Origin of the sequence: Streptomyces thermoviolaceus (assembly GCF_045209695.1) — a bacterium.
In the GTDB taxonomy this organism is placed as follows: domain Bacteria; phylum Actinomycetota; class Actinomycetes; order Streptomycetales; family Streptomycetaceae; genus Streptomyces; species Streptomyces thermoviolaceus.
This window is the reverse complement of record NZ_CP109280.1, coordinates 2,660,675-2,677,908: the sequence shown is the minus strand read 5'-3', so window position 1 is coordinate 2,677,908 and position 17,234 is coordinate 2,660,675. Positions and strand designations below refer to the sequence as shown.

Here is a 17,234-nt window from a genome sequence, read left to right as displayed (position 1 = left end):
CCTAGGCGGCGTCCCGGACGCCGTGTCGTCCGCTCGCCCCCGCCCGGGGGCGTGCGGCGGGCGGCCGCCTCCACCTTGCGGAGTAGGAGCGGCGGACCCGGATCGGCCCTCCGGCTGACCCCGGTGCCCGGCGCGCTTCCCTACGCTGGGTGACGTGCAGCGCCTCTACGAGTTCCTCCGCAGGCACCCGACGTGGGTCGACGGCTTCTGGGCCCTCGTGCTGCTCGGGCTGTCCTGCATGACGGCGTGGAGCCTGGAGGGGATACCGGGCCGGCACGGGTGGGGCGCGGTCGGGGTGTCCTTCGTGCTGTGCGTGGTCGTCGCGCTGCGCCGGCGCATGCCGGAGAAGATGGTGCTGCTCGCGGCGGCGACCGGGCTGGCACAGCTGGTCCTCGACATCGGGGCGGTGGTCGCCGACTTCGCGCTGCTGGTGATCATCTACACGGCCGCCGCGATCGGGGCCCGCTGGGCCTCACGACTGGCGCTGGGCGGCGGGCTGTGCGCGGCCACCGTGGCGCAGATCCGCTGGCCGCAGCAGGACGTGACCCCCGCCGGACAGATCGCGATGGCCCTGTTCCAGACGGTGCCGTTCGCCCTGGCCTGGGTGCTGGGCGATTCGATGCGCACCCGCCGCGCCTACTTCGCGCAGCTGGAGGAGCGGGCCTCCCGGCTGGAGAAGGAACGCGAGGCGCAGGCCAAGGTGGCGGTGGCCGCCGAACGTGCCCGGATCGCACGCGAGCTGCACGACGTGGTGGCGCACAACGTGTCGGTGATGGTGGTGCAGGCCGACGGCGCCGCCTACGTCCTGGACACCGCTCCCGACCAGGCGAAGAAGGCCCTGGCGACCATCTCCTCCACCGGCCGGCAGGCCCTCGCCGAGATGCGCCGGCTGCTGGGCGTGCTGCGCACCGGCGAGCACCAGGAGGGCGGCGAGTACGTGCCGCAGCCCGACGTGGCGCAGATCAAGGACCTGGTCGAGCAGTGCCGCGGCTCCGGGCTGTCCGTCGACTTCCGGATCGAGGGCACCCCGCGCCCGCTGCCCAGCGGCGTGGAGCTGACCGCGTACCGCATCGTGCAGGAGGCCCTGACCAACACCCGCAAGCACGGCGGTCCCGACGTGGGGGCCAGCGTGCGGCTGGTGTACTTCGACGACGGGCTCGGCCTGCTCGTGGAGGACGACGGCAAGGGCGCCCCGCAGGAGCTGTACCAGGAGGGCGGTCTCGACGGTCAGGGCCACGGGCTGATCGGCATGCGGGAACGCGTCGGCATGGTCGGCGGCACGCTGGACGCGGGCCCCCGCCCGGGGGGAGGCTTCCGCATCAGTGCCCTGCTGCCGCTCAAACCGGTGCACTGAGATGCTCCCGACCCCGAGCGCCGAGACGCCTCGAACCGCCCCACCGAGACGCCCGCCGCACACCCCGTGCGACCCCTGCGACCCTGTCGGCGCCTGTCACGTCGACCGTGACCCGCGCACGACACGACGGAAAGGACCTCGATGACGATCCGCGTGATGCTCGTCGACGACCAGGCGCTGCTGCGCACCGGCTTCCGGATGGTGCTCGCCGCCCAGCCCGACATGGAGGTCGTCGCGGAGGCGGGCGACGGCGTCGAGGCCCTGCAGGCGCTCACGACCACGGACGTGGACGTCGTCCTGATGGACGTCCGCATGCCCAAGCTGGACGGGGTGGAGGCCACCCGGCGGATCTGCGCGGATCCGGACGCGCCGAAGGTGCTGATCCTGACCACCTTCGACCTCGACGAGTACGCCTTCTCCGCCCTGAAGGCGGGCGCGAGCGGGTTCATGCTCAAGGACGTGCCGCCGGGCGACCTGCTCGCCGCGATCCGTGCCGTGCACAGCGGGGACGCCGTCGTCGCCCCGTCCACCACCCGGCGGCTGCTCGACCGGTTCGCGCCGATGCTGCCGTCCACGGGCCGCGAACCCCAGCACAAGGAGCTGGAGCGGCTCACCGACCGCGAACGGGAGGTGATGGTGCTGGTCGCGCAGGGCCTGTCGAACGGTGAGATCGCCGCGCGGCTGGTGCTGTCCGAGGCGACCGTGAAGACCCACGTGGGCCGCATCCTGACCAAGCTGGGCCTCAGGGACCGGGTGCAGGTGGTGGTGATGGCCTACGAGACGGGCCTGGTGCGCGTGGGCGGCCGCGGCTGAAGGGCCTGTGCCGGGCCGGGCGCCGTCGGTAGGGTTCGCGCATGCTCCTGTGGATCAACGGCCCCTTCGGGGGCGGCAAGACACAGACCGCACACGAGATCCACCGCCGGCTGCCCGGCAGCGTGATCTGCGATCCCGAGCACGCAGGCTTCGGCCTGCACCGCATGCTGCCGCCCGCCCTGCGCGGCGACTTCCGCGACCTGGCCGCCTGGCGGCAGGGCGTGGTCGAGGTGCTCGACCTGGTCCTCACCCGGCACGAGGGCGTGGTGATCGCCCCGATGACCGTCACCGACTCCGACTGCTTCGCCGAGACCGTGGGCCGGCTGCGCGAGCTCGGCCACGACGTACGCCACTTCACCCTGCTCGCCGAGCGCGAGACGGTGCTGAGGCGGCTCAGGGAACGCCGGCTCGGGCGTGCCGTGCGCGCCGTGACCGGCAAGGGCGCCGGCACCGGCGGGGACAGCTGGGCGGTGCGGCAGCTCGACCACTGCCTGCGGCGGCTGCGGGAGCCGGAGTTCGCCGAGCATCTGTGGACGGACGGCTTCACGGTGCCGAAGACCGCCGACCGGATAGCGGTCCTGGCCGGACTGACGCTGCGCCCCAACCACGAGGGCCGGGTGCGCACCCGCCTGCGGCAGGCGGCGGTGGGCGTCCGGCACATCCGGATCGACTGACGGACGGTCGGACACCGCATCGGGCGGCCCGCCAGGCGGCCCGTCGATCCTCCGGCCCGCGGGAGCCGTCGCGCTCAGCGCAGCACGCCCTCCAGGAAGTCGTGGCCCAGCCGGGCCACCATCGCCACGTCCAGCTGATGCAGGACGTACCGGCCCCGACGCCGGGTGGTCACCAGGCCCGCCTTCCTCAGCACGCCCAGGTGCCGGGACACCTCCGGCGCCGTCATGCCGTGCGCCTGGGCCAGCTCACTGGTGGTGAACGCGCTGCGGGCCAGGCTGCGGCACAGCAGCATCCGCACCGGGTGGGACAGTGCGGTCATCCGCAGGGTCAGTTGCTCCACCGAGGGCGGGGCGGCGAGGTCCGGCGCGCCCACCGGGTAGTGCAGCACCGGCTGCCAGCCCCACCGGTGCACCACCAGCAGATGAGGCCACCCCAGGAGGGTGGGCACCAGCAGCAGGCCGCCGTCCCCGGTGGCCGTACGGCCCCCGCTGATCTTGTCGACGCTGATCCGCCCGGCCGTCTCGTCCAGCGTCACCGCCGGGGAGACCGCCGACAGCGCCTGAGCCAGGCCCTTGCGGCGCAGCAGCTCCGTCTTGTGGCGGGCGTCCGCGGCGAGCTGCCCGCTCAGCCGGGACCAGCTCTCGGCGAAGAACGCCTCGTCGCAGTCGAGCAGGAACTCCCGCAGCCAGGCCCGGATCCTCGGCGGCTCGGCCAGCAGCCGCTCGCTGAAGCGCAGCTGCCGCGGCCCGCGCGCCGCGGCCAGCTTCAGGGCGCGGCGGCGCAGCCCGGCGTCGGCCAGCGGGCCGGGGCCGGGGGAGTCGCAGGGCAGGGCGCTGGTGAACTCCAACGCGGCGGCCACGAACTGCTCGTCGGACAGCTTGTCGAGCAGGTCCAGGTCCGCGGCCAGGGTCCGGCCCGGCAGCGGGGCGCCGCCCGGCAGGCCCGCGCACGCCAGGAACAGATCGGAGAACGTCGTCCGCCACAGGAACTCGGCCTCGCACATCCGGTCGGCCAGGTGCGGGTCGAGCCGTGCGGTCACGCCCGCCACCCAGCCCTGCAGGCGGGGGTGGTGGCCCGGCTCGGACAGGGTGTGCAGCGCCATGCCGAGCTCGGCCAGCGGCGAGGGCGCCACGGCGACCCGCTCCGGGCGCAGCCCCGTGACGTCGATGGTGACGCTCATGGCCCCATGGTGCACGGTGTCACCGGCACCCCGGCCGTCGATTGACGGCGCCCGTCAATCGACGCGACGTTCCCGGCCCCGCCGGCGCAGCCTGGGACGACCGGGGCAGCCGCGCCGACCGGCTCCCGGATCCGCGGCCGTCCCTGTGCGCACCTGTGCACGGGGCGCACCTGAGCACTGCGCACCTGCGCACCGTCCCGCATCGCACACCCCACCCCCAGGTCGTCGACCCGTGCCCGGCACGGGCGCCCAGGAGACGCCATGAATCTCACCCAGCAGTACCTTCTCGACGCCTACCGGGCGCAGTGCCGGGGCGAGCCCGCCCCGCCCGCGCCCGGCACCGAGGAGTGGCAGCTCGTCCGCGAGTGGCGGGACCGCCGGGAGTTCGATGCGGTCGTCGCGGGGCGCCCGGTCCGCCGACGGAGGCGGCCGGCCCGGACCTGGCGGTGGCTGCTGCCCAGCCGGGCCGCCCACCGGGACGGCAGCGGCCGCCGGAGCGGAGCTACCTGATGCCGGGACCGGCACCGCGCAACCGCGCGACGAACTGCGCGGCCGCCTCCTTCACGTCCGCCGGCGTCCACTCCAGGCCCGCGGCCCGCACCATGACCTCGGTGACGGACACCCCCGGGCCTTTGCGGCGCCAGCTGCCGGAGAACAGCAGGGTCCCGGTCTCCTCGGCCGTGCGCACCGCCGCCTCGGCCGCCTCGTCGGCGTCGTACGGCAGCCACACCTGGAAGTCGTGGGTGTGCGGCACCTCGGGGTGCACCCGCACCCACGGCAGGCCGGCCTCGGCCAGCCCCTCCCGCAGTGCGGCGGCCACCACGCGGGCGTGCGCCACGTACTCGGGCAGCCGGGGCAGCTGCCGCTCCAGGCCGACGAGCGCGGACAGGGCTGTGGGGAACTGCTGGTACACCTGGCCGCCGTACCGGTGCCGCCAGACGGTCGCCTCCTCGATCAGCGTCCTCGGACCGGCCAGCGCGGCACCGCCGTAGCCCTCCAGGGACTTGTAGAACGACACGTACACGCTGTCGGCCAGGTCCGCGATCTCGGCGAGGGAGCGGCCGAAGTGGACGGTGGACTCCCACAGGCGGGCGCCGTCGAAGTGCACCACCGCCTCCCGCTCGCGCGCCGCCTCCACGACGGCGGTCAGCTCCTCCCACGTCGGCAGCACGAAACCGGCGTCCCGGAGGGGCAGTTCGAGCATCAGCGTGCCGAAGGGTTCCTCGAGGTCGCGCACCTCCTCGGCGGTCGGCGGACGCTCCTCGGCGGTGAGGCGGAGCGGGCGCAGACCGCTGACCTCGCTGAAGGCGTTGCGTTCGTGCACCTCGGGGTGGGCCAGGGCGTGCAGCGCGACGGCCCGGTTCCCCGTCCGGCCCGCCCAGCAGCGCAGCGCCACCTGCTGGGCCATCGTGCCCGTCGGGAAGAAGGCGGCGGCCTCCTTGCCGAGCAGCGCGGCGACCTTCTCCTCCAGGGCCGCGACGACGCCGTCGCCGTAGACGTCCGCGGGCTTGTCCAGGTCGTGGACGTCCTGCGCCTGCTCCAGCAGGGCCAGACGTTCACGCAGCGTCGCCTGGGTCCCGGGGCGGGCCAGCACCCGTCGCGCCTCGCGCTGCGCGGCCTTGCGCCGTTCCCCCAGCCGTATGCGTCGCTCCTTCTCGCTCAGCGGTGCGTCTCGGGACGCCGGCCCGTCCGGCTCCGCCGCCCCGTTCATGCCGTTCCGTTCCGCCGTGCCGGTCTGTTCCGTGCCGTCGCTCATGACGGGGATCATGCCTTCCCCGCCCGGCGCGGGCCATGGTCCACCTGGGGATTCCCGAGGGCGGGAGGCCCGGCGTACAGCCTGCTGTACCTGGAATCGGGGTGTGCGCGGCAGCGACTTCGAGCGGCTCAACTGGTGTGCTTTTTCCGTCAGTTGAACGTCAAGCGAGACGTCTTGAAGGAGTTCCGGTGAACCCGCAGAGCACCGTTGTCGAGGCCGCCCGTCCGCTCGCCCCGCACCAGCACCCCGGGCGGAAGGAGCCGGGACGCGGGCCGGGAGCCCTGCTCCGCCGGGCCCCGCTGGTCTCCTTCTTCGTGCTGGCCTTCGCGCTCAGCTGGCTGGCCTGGACGCCGTACATCCTGTCCCACAACGGCATCGGCGCCTGGAACGTCACCTTCCCCGGCGGGGACCTGGGCAGTCAGCTGCTCGGCGTGCTGCCGGGCGCCTATCTCGGACCGATCGCCTCGGCGCTCACGGTGACCGTGGCATGCGAAGGCCGTGAGGGGTTGCGCAGCTGGCGCCGGCGCATGATGCGGTTCAAGGTCGGCTGGTTCTGGTACCTCGTGGTCGTCGTCTCGGTGCCCGCCGCGCTGACCCTGGCCACCACCGCCCTGACCGAGCAGTCGCCCGTCATGCCGTCCGCGGCCGTCCTCGCCGCCTTCCTGCCCGGTCTGGTGCTGCAGATGATCACCACGGGTCTGGCCGAGGAGCCCGGCTGGCGCGAGTTCGCGATGCCCCGGATGCAGCGCCGCTACGGTCCTCTGCTCGCCACCGTCGTCGTCGGCGTCCTGTGGGGCGCCTGGCACCTGCCCCTGTTCCTGACCGACTGGGGCGGCCCGGCGCACGGCATCACCCCGGTGGCCGAGTTCATGGCGACCACCCTCGCCTTCAGCTTCGTCATGACGTGGGTGTTCAACCGCACCGGCGAGAGCATGCCGCTGGTCATGCTGACCCACACCAGCGTCAACAACTTCATCTCCACGGCCTGGTCGGACATGTTCCCGCACACCGACGCCGCCTACGGCTCCCACGCCTTCCTGGTCAGCTCCTTCGCCGCGGCGCTGATCATCCTGGTGGCCACCCGGGGCCGCCTGGGGACGGGGCGCGCGACGCCCCTGCGGTGACCTTCCTGCACCTCGCCCGCGGGGAAGGGGAATGCGGTCGCTCCGGCCGTTCCCCTTCCCCGCGGGCGTTGCGTCGTCTGTTTGTTCGGCTCGGGGTGCTCGCGTCGTTCGGCTCCGGGTGCTCGCGCCGACCGGTCGGAGGGAACGGATACGCCGACCGGTCGGCGCTGCGGTCGTTCACGCCGACCGGTCCGCGCTGCGGTCGGTTCTCCCGGCTGTCCGGGGGCCGCACAGCTGTCCGGGGTCTCCCGGCTGTCCCGGCCGTCCGGGGTGTTTCCACGGCTGTCCGGGGTCGCCGGGGCAGGGGCCGCCCATCGCGTGGGCGGCGGTCGGTGATGCTTGGCCCGGGCAGCACCGCGGCCCGCTGCCCGCGCGATCGTGCCGAGGCGGTCGTTCGTCCCGGCCCACGTGGTCAGGCGCGACAGGAGCAGCCGCGCCGCGGGCACGTTCCGGCCGGACACGAGCCGAGCACGAGAGCCGGGCACGAGCCGGGCACGAGCCGGGCACGAAAAAACCCCGCCGTTCGGCGGGGAAGTGGATTTTCGGCGGGAGTACGCCCAGGTCACCGGCGTCCTCGCACGCTCCGTGCCACGAGCGTCCCCCCGCAGACGAGGGTGACGACGCCGCTGAGCAGGTGCGTCCACAGGGCGGCGTTCATGATCGAGGCGGCCATGTTGCCGACCGCGCTGATGACGACCAGGGTCCACAGCACCAGGCGCAGCACGTCGGTCCGGGCCGGGGCGTCGGCGTTCGGGCGGGTGCCGGCGCAGGAGAGGGCGGGGTCGGCGATGCGGTACGGGTCGGTCGCGGTCATCAGAGCCTCCGTTGTCGAACCGAGCGGTGTCTCGTGACGTCTTCGACGCTAGATCGCGCGGGGCTCCGTTCCGATCCCGCAGGCCGCCCGGACCGGGTACAGCAGGCTGTACTTCTGCCCCTTCGGCCCTGACCGGGGACGGGAGCGCGCCCTAGGGTCGGCACGGACACCGCCTGCGCGGCCGCCCCCGCACGACAGCCCCGGCACCCGGCGCCCCCGCACAACAGCCGCGGCGCCGATGCCCCGCCACGCGACCCCACGGAAGGAGACCGATGACCACCCGTCAGGACGCCCCGCCGGCCGGCGAGGGCGCCGGGCTCAAGGACGGCGTCCTGCAGACCATGCAGCGGGCCGGCGCCGGGATCGCGCAGCTCACCTCCGGGCTGTCCACCGGGCTGCTCGCACTGCTGCTGGTGCTGTGGGTGGCCGTGACCGCCGTGACGAGCCTCGTCGGGATCGGCCTGCTGATGGCGCCGTCCGTGCTGCGCGCGCTGCACGCCCTGGCCGGCCGGGAGCGCGCCCGGCTCGGCCGCTGGGGCGAGGAGGTCATCGCCCCCGACCCGCCGCCCACCGAGCTGCGGGCCGCGCTCGCCGACCCCACCACCCGGCGGGAGCTGCGCTGGCTGGTCCGGCACGCCACCCTGGGCCTGCTGCTGGGGCTGATCGGTGCCCTGCTGCCCGCGGCCGCCGTCCGCGACCTCACCTTCCCGCTGTACTGGCCCCTCGCACCCGAGGACGCCACCGCGACGTCGATCGGTCTGGGCACCGCGCACTCCTGGCCGGACGCGCTGTCCGTGTCGCTGCTCGGCGTGAGCTGGGTCCTCATCTCGCTCGGGCTCACCCCGGGCATGGCCCGCGTGCAGGCCCGGCCCGGACGCCGGCTGCTGGTCGCCGGGCCGGAGGTCGACCTGTCGCGGCGGGTGGCGGAGCTGACCGCGACCCGGGCGGCCGCGCTCGACGCCCACGCGGTCGAACTGCGCCGTATCGAGCGGGCGTTGCACGACGGCACACAGAACCGCATCGTCAGCGTCACCGTGCTGCTGGGCGCCGCCCGCCGCATGCTGGCCCGCGACCCGGCCGGCGCCGAGGAACTGCTGGAGCGCGCCCAGTCCGCCGCCGAACAGGCCCTCGCGGAACTGCGGTCGGTCTCCCGCAGCATCCTGCCGCCGGTCCTGGACGACCGCGGCCTGGAGGGCGCCCTGTCCGCGCTCGCCGCCAACTGCGCGGTGCCCTGCCGGATCGACGTCGACGTACCCCAGCGGTGCGCGGCCTCGGTGGAGGCGACCGCGTACTTCGTCGTGGCGGAGGCCCTGACCAACATCGCCAAGCACAGCGGGGCGAGCCTGGCCACCGTCACCGTGCGCAGCGCGGGCGGCCGGCTGCGGCTGCGGGTGCAGGACGACGGCCGCGGCGGCGCCGACGAGAACGGCGGCTCGGGGCTGACCGGGATGCGCCGCAGGGTCGCCGCGCACGACGGTACCCTCTCCCTGACCAGCCCGCCGGGCGGCCCGACAACCCTTCAGGTGGAACTTCCATGCGGATCGTGATCGCCGAGGACGACCCGTTGCTGCGCGAGGGTCTCGCCCTGTTGCTGCGGGCCGAGGGCATGGAAGTGACGGCCACCGCGGACACCCCCGACGGGGTCCTCGCGGCCATCGAGGAACACCGGCCGGACGTCGCCATCCTCGACGTGCGGATGCCCCCGACCCACACCGACGAAGGCATCCGCGCGGCCGTGGAGGCCCGGCGGCGGCGCCCCGGGCTCCCTGTGCTCGTGCTGTCCGCGTACGTGGAGCAGAGCTTCGCCACCGATCTGCTCGGCGACGGGGTCGACGGGCTCGGCTACCTGCTCAAGGAGCGCGTCGGCCGGGTCGAGGAGTTCCTGACCGCGCTGCGGCGCGTGGCGGACGGCGGCACCGCGATCGATCCCGAGGTCGTGGCTCAGCTGCTGACCCGTACCCGGCAGGACTCCGGCCTGGACCGGCTCAGCCCGCGCGAGCGCGACGTTCTGGAACTGATGGCGGAGGGCCTGGGCAACGCGGCCATCGCCGAGCGCCTCGTCGTCACCGAGGGCGCCGTCCACAAGCACATCCGCAACATCTTCGCCAAGCTCGACCTCGCCCCCACCGATCGCGTGGACCGCAGGGTTGCCGCCGTCCTGCGCTACCTGGAGGAGGGCCGGCGGCGGGTGTGAGCGAGCCGCCCGGACCCCCGGTCGCAGGAGGCGCCCCGGTCACCGGAGACGGGCACGGCAGGACGCACGCCCCACCGACCCGCCGTGCGACCGGACCACGGCGCCCCCCGCGCGACCGGAATGCGGCCCGTCATGCGTCCGGAATGCGGCCCCCGTGCGACCGGAATGCGGCCTGCCGTGCGACCGGCCCGCGACGCCCCCCGCGCGACCGGAATGCGGCCCGTCATGCGACCGGAATGCGGCCCGCCGTGCGACCGGCCCGCGACGCCCCCGCGACCGGACCGCGTCCCTCCCCGCGACCGGACCGCCGTCCTTCACCCGCGTGACGACCCACAGCCTGTGGACGGCCGGATCGCCTCCCGGGAATTCGCGTTAACATGACGAGAAATCGTCCGGTACCCGAAGCGGACTGGAACGGGAAGGCCGCCGTCGCGTGAGTACAAGCCAACAGCCAGATCCCCAGGACCGTCCCGCGCGGCTCACCGTCGGCGTCGTGGGCGCCGGACGCGTGGGCCCCGTCCTGGCCGCGTCCCTGCAGCTCGCCGGGCACCGGCCGGTCGCGGTCTCCGCGGTCTCCGACGCCTCCCGCAGGCGGGCCGAACAGCTGCTGCCCGGCGTGCCGGTGGTGCCGCCCGCGGAGGTGCTGCAGCGCGCCGAGCTGGTGCTGCTGACCGTCCCCGACGACACCCTGCCCGGCCTGGTCCGCGGGCTCGCCGAGACCGGCGCGGTCCGCCCGGGCCGGCTGCTCGTGCACACCTCCGGGCGGTACGGCACGCAGGTGCTCGACCCCGCCCGGCGCGCGGGCGCGCTGCCGCTGGCCCTGCACCCGGCGATGACCTTCACCGGCACCTCGGTCGACGTCCAGCGCCTGGCCGGCTGCTCCTTCGGCGTCACCGCCCCCGAGGAGCTGCGGCTGGCCGCGGAGGCCCTCGTCATCGAGATGGGCGGCGAACCGGAGTGGATCGCCGAGGAGATGCGTCCGCTGTACCACGCGGCCCTCGCACTCGGCGCCAACCACCTGGTCACCCTGGTCGCCCAGTCCATGGAGCTGCTGCGCTCGGCGGGCGTCGCCGCCCCCGACCGGATGCTCGGCCCGCTGCTCGGCGCCGCCCTCGACAACGCCCTGCGCTCCGGCGACGCCGCCCTGACCGGCCCCGTCGCACGCGGCGACGCGGGCACGGTCGCCGCGCACATCAGGGAGCTGCGCCGGCACGCGCCGCAGAGCGTCGCCGGATACCTGGCGATGGCCCGCGCGACCGCCGACCGCGCGCTCGCCCACGGGCTGCTGAAACCGGAACTCGCCGAGGATCTCCTCGGGGTACTCGCCAACGGGACCGACGGCGCCGAGGGAGACGCCCGATGACCACCACTGTCCTGCACACCGCCGCCGACCTGCACGCCCGCCCACGCACCGGCCGCCGGGCCGTCGTGATGACCATGGGCGCGCTGCACGAGGGGCACGCCACCTTGATCCGCACCGCCCGCGAGATCGCCGGACCCGAGGGCGAGGTGGTCGTCACGGTCTTCGTCAACCCGCTGCAGTTCGGCAAGGGCGAGGACCTCGACCGCTACCCGCGCACCCTGGACGCCGACGTGAAGCTCGCCGGGATATCCGGCGCCGACGTGGTCTTCGCGCCCTCCGTCGAGGAGGTCTACCCGGGCGGCGAGCCCGAGGTCCGCATCACCGCGGGCCCCATGGGGCAGCGCCTGGAGGGCGCCTCCCGCCCCGGGCACTTCGACGGCATGCTCACCGTCGTCGCCAAGCTGCTCCACCTCACCCGCCCCGACGCCGCCCTGTTCGGACAGAAGGACGCCCAGCAGCTGGCGCTGGTCCGCCGCATGGTGCGCGACCTGAACTTCGGCGTGGAGATCGTCGCCGTGCCCACCGTCCGCGAGGACGACGGCCTGGCCCTGTCCAGCCGCAACCGCTACCTGTCCCCGCAGGAGCGGCGCACCGCGCTCGCCCTGTCCCGCGCCCTGTTCGCGGGCCGGGACCGGCTCGCCGCCCAGGAGGCACTGCGCGCCCGGGCCCGGGAGGTGCCGTCCTCGCAGGCGCGGGCCGAGGCCCTCAGCGCCCTCGGGGAGTCCCGCGCGGCCGCCGACGCCGCCGCGGTGGCCAAGGCGTCCCCCGGGGTCGCCGACGCCGTCCGTGCCGCGGCCCGGCTGGTCCTGGACGAGGCCGCCCGGCTCGACCCGCCGCTGGAGCTGGACTACCTGGCCCTGGTGGACCCGGCCGACTTCACCGAGATCGACGACGACTACACCGGCGAGGCGATCATCGCCGTGGCCGCCCGGGTGGGCACCACCCGGCTGATCGACAATCTGCCGCTGACCTTCGGAGCCCCCGGCACCCCGGACTCCGCCGGGCAGCCCGGCTCTCTCGGCGCCCACCGGGGAGCGGGCGAGGCCTCCGGAGCCGTCTCGTGACCGGCACCGGGATACGGCTGCACGCCCCCGCCCCCGGCTGGTCCGTCGACGCCGACGTGGTGATCGTCGGCTCCGGTGTGGCCGGGCTGACCGCCGCGCTGCGCTGCCAGGACGCCGGGCTGAGCACGGTCGTCGTCACCAAGGCCCGGCTCGACGACGGCTCCACCCGCTGGGCGCAGGGCGGTATCGCCGCCGCCCTCGGCGAGGGCGACACCCCCGCACAGCACCTGGACGACACCCTGGTCGCCGGTGCCGGCCTGTGCGACGAGGAGGCCGTGCGGATCCTCGTCACCGAGGGCCCCGCCGCGGTGCGGCGGCTGATGGCCACCGGCGCGCAGTTCGACACCGACGAGGCGGGCGGCATCCACCTCACCCGTGAGGGCGGCCACCACCGCCGCCGCATCGCCCACGCCGGCGGCGACGCGACCGGCGCCGAGATCTCCCGGGCCCTGGTGGAGGCGGTCCGCGCCCACGGGGTGCGCACCATCGAGCACGCGCTCGTCCTGGACCTGCTCACCGACGCCGAGGGGCGCGCCGCCGGCGTCACCCTGCACGTCATGGGCGAGGGCCGGCACGACGGGGTGGGCGCGGTGCACGCGCCCGCCGTGGTGCTGGCCACCGGCGGCATGGGCCAGGTGTTCTCCGCGACCACCAACCCGTCCGTGTCCACCGGCGACGGGGTGGCGCTCGCCCTGCGCGCCGGCGCGGAGGTGGCCGACCTGGAGTTCGTGCAGTTCCACCCGACGGTGCTCTTCCTCGGCGCGGACGCCGAGGGCCAGCAGCCGCTGGTGTCCGAGGCCGTGCGGGGCGAGGGCGCCCACCTGGTCGACGCCGACGGCGTCCGCTTCATGGCCGGCCGGCACGAACTGGCCGAGCTGGCGCCCCGCGACGTGGTCGCCAAGGGCATCCTGCGGCGCATGCTGGAGCAGGACGCCGAGCACATGTACCTCGACGCCCGGCACTTCGGGGCCGCGATGTGGGAGCAGCGTTTCCCGACCATCCTGGCCGCCTGCCGTGCCCACGGCATCGACCCGGTCACCGAGCCCGTCCCGGTCGCACCGGCCGCCCACTACGCCTCCGGCGGTGTCCGCACCGACTCCCACGGCCGGACCACCGTGCCCGGCCTGTACGCCTGCGGCGAGGTCGCCTGCACCGGCGTCCACGGCGCCAACCGCCTCGCCTCCAACTCCCTGCTGGAGGGCCTGGTCTACGCCGAGCGGATCGCCGCCGACATCGTCCGGGAACACGCCGACGGCACCCTCGCCCCGCGTGCGCCGCGGCCGCTGCCGGACACCGGCCGGCCCGCCGAGCCGCTGCTCGCGCCCGAGACCCGGTTCACCATCCAGCGGATCATGACCGAGGGGGCGGGCGTGCTCCGCTCCGACGCCTCCCTCGCCACCGCCGCACAGCAGCTGGAACGCCTGCACGCCGAGGCCCTCGGCGCCCTGGAGGGCGACGGCAAGACCGCCGAGCCCGGGGTGGACGCCTGGGAGGCCACCAATCTGCTGTGCGTCGCCCGCGTCCTGGTCGCCGCCGCCCGGATGCGCACCGAGACCCGTGGCTGTCACTGGCGCGAGGACCATGCCGACCGGGACGACGCCCACTGGCGCCGCCACATCGTGGTACGTCTGAATCCGGACCGCGGCCTGGCCGTGCACACCACGGACAGCGCGGACTTCCCCCCGACCCGCCCCGAGGCCCCCGCGCCCCGCCCCCGTCAGGAGCAGTGACACCCGTGAGCACCGACGATCTTCCCCTCGTGCCGTCCGCCGGCTGCGGCGACGGCTGCGCCTGCGGCGCGGAGGGCGACGACGACTACCTGGAGTGCGGGCTCGATCCCGCGCTCGCCCAGCTGCTGGCCGACGCCGGCCTCGACCCGGTGGAGGTCGAGGACGTCGCCCACCTCACCGTCCAGGAGGACCTGGCCGGCGGCGTGGACGTGACGACCGTGGCGACCATCCCCGAGGACGCCGTGGCCACCGGCGACTTCACCGCACGCACGGCCGGCGTGGTGGCCGGTCTGCACATCGCCGAGGCGGTGCTGTCGGTCGTGTGCACCGACGCGTTCGAGGTCGAACGGCACGTCCTGGACGGCGACCGGGTCGAGGCGGGGCAGAAGCTGCTGTCGGTCACCACCCGCACCCGCGACCTGCTGACCGCCGAGCGCAGCGCCCTGAACCTGCTGTGCCACCTGTCCGGCATCGCCACCGCCACCCGGGCCTGGGCGGACGCCCTGGAGGGCACCAAGGCCAAGGTCCGCGACACCCGCAAGACCACACCCGGCCTGCGGAGCCTGGAGAAGTACGCCGTGCGCTGCGGCGGCGGCGTCAACCACCGCATGTCCCTGTCGGACGCCGCCCTGGTCAAGGACAACCACGTGGTCGCCGCCGGCGGCGTCGCCGCGGCCTTCCGGGCGGTGCGGCAGGCCTTCCCGGACGTGCCGATCGAGGTCGAGGTCGACACCCTGCACCAGCTGCGCGAGGTCGTGGACGCCGGTGCCGACCTGATCCTGCTGGACAACTTCACGCCCGGCGAGTGCGAGGAGGCCGTCGCGATCGCCGGGGGCCGGGCGCTGCTGGAGGCCTCCGGCGGGCTCACGCTCGACCGGGCACACGCCTACGCCAAGACCGGCGTGGACTTCCTGTCGGTGGGTGCCCTCACCCACTCCTCGCCGATCCTGGACATCGGACTCGACCTGCGCGAACCGGGGGAGTAGGAACCGCCGATGCTGCTGACGATCGATGTGGGCAACACGCACACCGTCCTCGGTCTGTTCGACGGTGAGGACATCGTCGAGCACTGGCGCATCTCCACCGACGCGCGCCGCACCGCGGACGAGCTGGCCGTGCTGATGCAGGGCCTGATGGGCATGCACCCGCTGCTCGGCGACGAGCTGGGCGACGGCATCGACGGCATCGCGATCTGCGCCACCGTGCCTTCCGTGCTGCACGAACTGCGCGAGGTCACCCGGCGGTACTACGGCGACGTGCCGGCCGTGCTGGTCGAGCCCGGCGTCAAGACGGGCGTGCCGATCCTGTTCGACAACCCCAAGGAGGTCGGCGCCGACCGCATCATCAACGCGGTCGCCGCCAACGAGCTGTACGGCGGCCCGGCGATCGTCGTCGACTTCGGCACCGCGACGACGTTCGACGCGATCTCCGCGCGCGGCGAGTACGTCGGCGGGGTCATCGCGCCCGGCATCGAGATCTCCGTGGAGGCCCTCGGCATGCGGGCCGCCCAGCTGCGCAAGATCGAGGTGGCCCGGCCGCGCAGCGTGATCGGCAAGAACACCGTCGAGGCGATGCAGGCCGGCGTCGTCTACGGGTTCGCCGGGCAGGTCGACGGGGTGGTCGACCGGATGGCCCGCGAGCTGTCCGACGACCCGGACGAGGTGACGGTCATCGCCACCGGCGGCCTGGCGCCGATGGTGCTGGGCGAGTCCTCCGTGATCGACGAGCACGAGCCCTGGCTGACCCTGATCGGCCTGCGCCTGGTCTACGAGCGCAACGTCTCCCGGCTCTGACCGCGCGGGGCCGCCGCCCGGCCGAGGCGGCGGCCCCGCCACCCGCTCCCGGCTGCCCCTGCCGGCGTCCCTTCCGGTTCCTGCGTCCGCGCGGAACGGCGCGCCACAAGGCCGCGTCATGTGTCGAATTTGTCCGATTAGCGCGTATCGTCGGGCCATGCCCACGCCATACGGAACCCGCGGCGCCATGGTGTTCGGCGCACAGGAGCTGCGCGTGCTCCGCCGCGCCCTCGCCGTTGCCCTTCATGACCGCCCCGCCAGCGCGAAGGACGTGCAGGACTGTCTCCGCCTCGCCGAGGCGCTCGACGAGGCCATGCGCGAAGGCGACCGGCTGCGCGCGTTCCTGGTGGCCGATCTCGCCCGCTATCGCGCAGCCCTGCCCGGCACGGCCGTCGGCTACTGCACCCTGCTGCGGCAGGCCCTGGACGACGGGTACCAGCCGGTGGCCGACGACCTCGCGGCACTGCGGGCCCTGCGCGGCAACCCGGCCGCCGCCGCCCTGCTGCGCCGCCTGGGCGTCCCCGAGGAGCCGCCCGCGCCCGCCCCGCCCGCGCCCCGCACCGCGGCCACCGTCGTCGCGGCCGCCGCCGCGCCGGTCGTGCCGGCCTCCCGCAGCCCTCTGCACGCCGTCCGGGTGCCCCCCGAGGGCCTGCGGGGTCTGACGAGCCTGCGGTGCGGTCTGCCCGGCGCCCGGGGCGCCCAGGAGGGCGACGAGACCGACAAGCCCACCGAGAAGCCCGCACCGCAGCCCGCCGAGCGGCCGGCCCCCGCTCAGCCCCGTCCGGCCCCCAAGCCGGGCCGCCGGCCCATCCCCACCCCCGGCGAGGTGTTCCCGCGCCGCCGGCCCACCCCGCCGGCGGGCGATCCGCAGCGGCAGCAGCGGCTCGCGGTGTAGCGCGGCGGCGCGCGGCGCCATCCCGTTCCCGGCACCCGCCTGCGACGTCGTCACGGCCCCTGGTCCGGATCACGCCTCCCTGATCCGGGCGAGGGGCCGTTGCACGCACCCCGCCCCTGTTTGTCCCGCCTCCGTGGCTACTCTGGTCGCATGGACTACGTCTCCGCACTCGTTCCGCCCGTCGTGATGGCGGCCTTTTTCATCGCCCTGGTCAGGGTGATCGTGAAGACGCAGGGCGGCGCAGCCAAGGCGAAGGAGGACGCCGCTGTGGACGCCATGACGCGTGCGCACGGTCCGAACGCCGCGGGCGGAGCGCCCACCGACGCCTCCTGAGCGCCGCCTGAGCGCCTCCGGAGCACTCCCGCCGACGCTCCGTGCCCCCCGCCCGGCCACCGCGTCGGGCGCGTGCCACGTCCCGCGCGGGCGGCGGACGAGGCCGGTCCACCGCACGTCCGGGTCGCCGCGCGTCCCGGCTGTCG

17 protein-coding genes are annotated in these 17,234 nt (G+C 74.8%); 14 read left to right on the top strand and 3 right to left on the bottom strand.

Going from position 1 to position 17,234, the window contains the following annotated elements:
• Nucleotides 1-154 precede the first annotated feature (154 nt).
• The 3 genes from OG899_RS11685 to OG899_RS11675 all read left to right on the top strand — a co-directional run bounded on the left by OG899_RS11685 (nt 155) and on the right by OG899_RS11675 (nt 2,841).
• Nucleotides 155-1,354: a sensor histidine kinase gene (locus tag OG899_RS11685; protein WP_125499575.1), complete on the top strand. Its 1,200-nt coding sequence runs from the start codon at nt 155-157 to the stop codon at nt 1,352-1,354.
• Nucleotides 1,355-1,495: 141 nt separating this feature from the next.
• Nucleotides 1,496-2,167 carry a response regulator transcription factor gene (locus OG899_RS11680; RefSeq protein ID WP_125499573.1) on the top strand — a complete coding sequence of 224 codons (672 nt, stop codon included), beginning with the start codon at nt 1,496-1,498 and terminating at the stop codon, nt 2,165-2,167.
• Nucleotides 2,168-2,208: 41 nt separating this feature from the next.
• A complete protein-coding gene (locus tag OG899_RS11675; RefSeq protein ID WP_125499571.1) occupies nt 2,209-2,841 on the top strand; it encodes an AAA family ATPase in 633 nt (210 codons plus the stop codon).
• Between the two features lie 74 nt (nt 2,842-2,915).
• Here OG899_RS11675 and OG899_RS11670 read toward each other — a convergent pair whose 3' ends face one another.
• Entirely contained in the window at nt 2,916-4,022 is a 1,107-nt protein-coding gene (locus OG899_RS11670; RefSeq protein WP_125499569.1) for a DUF5937 family protein, read from the bottom strand.
• 261 nt (nt 4,023-4,283) lie between these two features.
• Between OG899_RS11670 and OG899_RS11665 the strand changes: the two genes are divergently transcribed.
• Nucleotides 4,284-4,532, top strand: a complete 249-nt coding sequence (locus OG899_RS11665; protein WP_125499567.1) for a hypothetical protein — start codon at nt 4,284-4,286, stop codon at nt 4,530-4,532.
• Here OG899_RS11665 and OG899_RS11660 read toward each other — a convergent pair.
• A complete protein-coding gene (locus OG899_RS11660; RefSeq protein WP_125499565.1) occupies nt 4,525-5,790 on the bottom strand; it encodes a low specificity L-threonine aldolase in 1,266 nt (421 codons plus the stop codon). The two genes, OG899_RS11665 and OG899_RS11660, sit on opposite strands and share 8 nt — an antisense overlap.
• A gap of 176 nt (nt 5,791-5,966) precedes the next feature.
• On the opposite strand from OG899_RS11660, the gene OG899_RS11655 reads away from it, so the two are divergent.
• Nucleotides 5,967-6,902, top strand: a complete 936-nt coding sequence (locus OG899_RS11655) for a CPBP family intramembrane glutamic endopeptidase (protein WP_308293340.1) — start codon at nt 5,967-5,969, stop codon at nt 6,900-6,902.
• Between the two features lie 562 nt (nt 6,903-7,464).
• On the opposite strand, the gene OG899_RS11650 is transcribed toward OG899_RS11655, so the two are convergent.
• On the bottom strand, nt 7,465-7,716 hold the full coding sequence (locus OG899_RS11650; protein WP_125499563.1) for a hypothetical protein: 252 nt from the start codon (nt 7,714-7,716) through the stop codon (nt 7,465-7,467).
• Between the two features lie 272 nt (nt 7,717-7,988).
• Between OG899_RS11650 and OG899_RS11645 the strand changes: the two genes are divergently transcribed.
• From OG899_RS11645 to OG899_RS11605, 9 genes are all read left to right on the top strand, one after another.
• Complete coding sequence (locus OG899_RS11645) at nt 7,989-9,263, top strand: sensor histidine kinase (RefSeq protein ID WP_125499561.1); 1,275 nt, start codon at nt 7,989-7,991, stop codon at nt 9,261-9,263.
• The gene (locus OG899_RS11640; RefSeq protein WP_125499560.1) at nt 9,251-9,910 is read left to right on the top strand and encodes a response regulator transcription factor; all 660 of its coding nucleotides are present in this window, start codon (nt 9,251-9,253) and stop codon (nt 9,908-9,910) included. The genes OG899_RS11645 and OG899_RS11640 overlap by 13 nt, the downstream gene beginning before the upstream one ends.
• A 433-nt stretch (nt 9,911-10,343) precedes the next feature.
• The gene (locus OG899_RS11635) at nt 10,344-11,273 is read left to right on the top strand and encodes a Rossmann-like and DUF2520 domain-containing protein (protein ID WP_125499558.1); all 930 of its coding nucleotides are present in this window, start codon (nt 10,344-10,346) and stop codon (nt 11,271-11,273) included.
• Nucleotides 11,270-12,337, top strand: coding sequence for a pantoate--beta-alanine ligase (gene panC, locus OG899_RS11630; protein WP_406311015.1), 1,068 nt, complete (start codon nt 11,270-11,272; stop codon nt 12,335-12,337). The genes OG899_RS11635 and panC overlap by 4 nt, the downstream gene beginning before the upstream one ends.
• Nucleotides 12,334-14,067 carry an L-aspartate oxidase gene (locus OG899_RS11625; RefSeq protein WP_168132065.1) on the top strand — a complete coding sequence of 578 codons (1,734 nt, stop codon included), beginning with the start codon at nt 12,334-12,336 and terminating at the stop codon, nt 14,065-14,067. The genes panC and OG899_RS11625 overlap by 4 nt, the downstream gene beginning before the upstream one ends.
• 5 nt (nt 14,068-14,072) lie before the next feature.
• Nucleotides 14,073-15,053 carry a carboxylating nicotinate-nucleotide diphosphorylase gene (gene nadC / locus OG899_RS11620; protein WP_125500075.1) on the top strand — a complete coding sequence of 327 codons (981 nt, stop codon included), beginning with the start codon at nt 14,073-14,075 and terminating at the stop codon, nt 15,051-15,053.
• Nucleotides 15,054-15,062: 9 nt separating this feature from the next.
• Complete coding sequence (locus tag OG899_RS11615; protein WP_125500076.1) at nt 15,063-15,860, top strand: type III pantothenate kinase; 798 nt, start codon at nt 15,063-15,065, stop codon at nt 15,858-15,860.
• Between the two features lie 157 nt (nt 15,861-16,017).
• Complete coding sequence (locus OG899_RS11610) at nt 16,018-16,755, top strand: hypothetical protein (protein WP_229813929.1); 738 nt, start codon at nt 16,018-16,020, stop codon at nt 16,753-16,755.
• A gap of 150 nt (nt 16,756-16,905) precedes the next feature.
• A complete protein-coding gene (locus tag OG899_RS11605) occupies nt 16,906-17,088 on the top strand; it encodes a hypothetical protein (protein ID WP_125500077.1) in 183 nt (60 codons plus the stop codon).
• Nucleotides 17,089-17,234 lie beyond the last annotated feature (146 nt).

Coding starts and splice junctions, on each gene's coding strand:
- OG899_RS11670 (WP_125499569.1), bottom strand. CDS start 4,022: ATGAGCGTCACCATCGACGTCACGGGGCTGCGCCCGGAGCGGGTCGCC.
- OG899_RS11660 (WP_125499565.1), bottom strand. CDS start 5,790: ATGATCCCCGTCATGAGCGACGGCACGGAACAGACCGGCACGGCGGAA.
- OG899_RS11665 (WP_125499567.1), top strand. CDS start 4,284: ATGAATCTCACCCAGCAGTACCTTCTCGACGCCTACCGGGCGCAGTGC.
- OG899_RS11650 (WP_125499563.1), bottom strand. CDS start 7,716: ATGACCGCGACCGACCCGTACCGCATCGCCGACCCCGCCCTCTCCTGC.
- OG899_RS11680 (WP_125499573.1), top strand. CDS start 1,496: ATGACGATCCGCGTGATGCTCGTCGACGACCAGGCGCTGCTGCGCACC.
- panC (WP_406311015.1), top strand. CDS start 11,270: ATGACCACCACTGTCCTGCACACCGCCGCCGACCTGCACGCCCGCCCA.
- OG899_RS11615 (WP_125500076.1), top strand. CDS start 15,063: ATGCTGCTGACGATCGATGTGGGCAACACGCACACCGTCCTCGGTCTG.
- OG899_RS11645 (WP_125499561.1), top strand. CDS start 7,989: ATGACCACCCGTCAGGACGCCCCGCCGGCCGGCGAGGGCGCCGGGCTC.
- OG899_RS11675 (WP_125499571.1), top strand. CDS start 2,209: ATGCTCCTGTGGATCAACGGCCCCTTCGGGGGCGGCAAGACACAGACC.
- OG899_RS11610 (WP_229813929.1), top strand. CDS start 16,018: ATGCCCACGCCATACGGAACCCGCGGCGCCATGGTGTTCGGCGCACAG.
- OG899_RS11605 (WP_125500077.1), top strand. CDS start 16,906: ATGGACTACGTCTCCGCACTCGTTCCGCCCGTCGTGATGGCGGCCTTT.
- OG899_RS11640 (WP_125499560.1), top strand. CDS start 9,251: ATGCGGATCGTGATCGCCGAGGACGACCCGTTGCTGCGCGAGGGTCTC.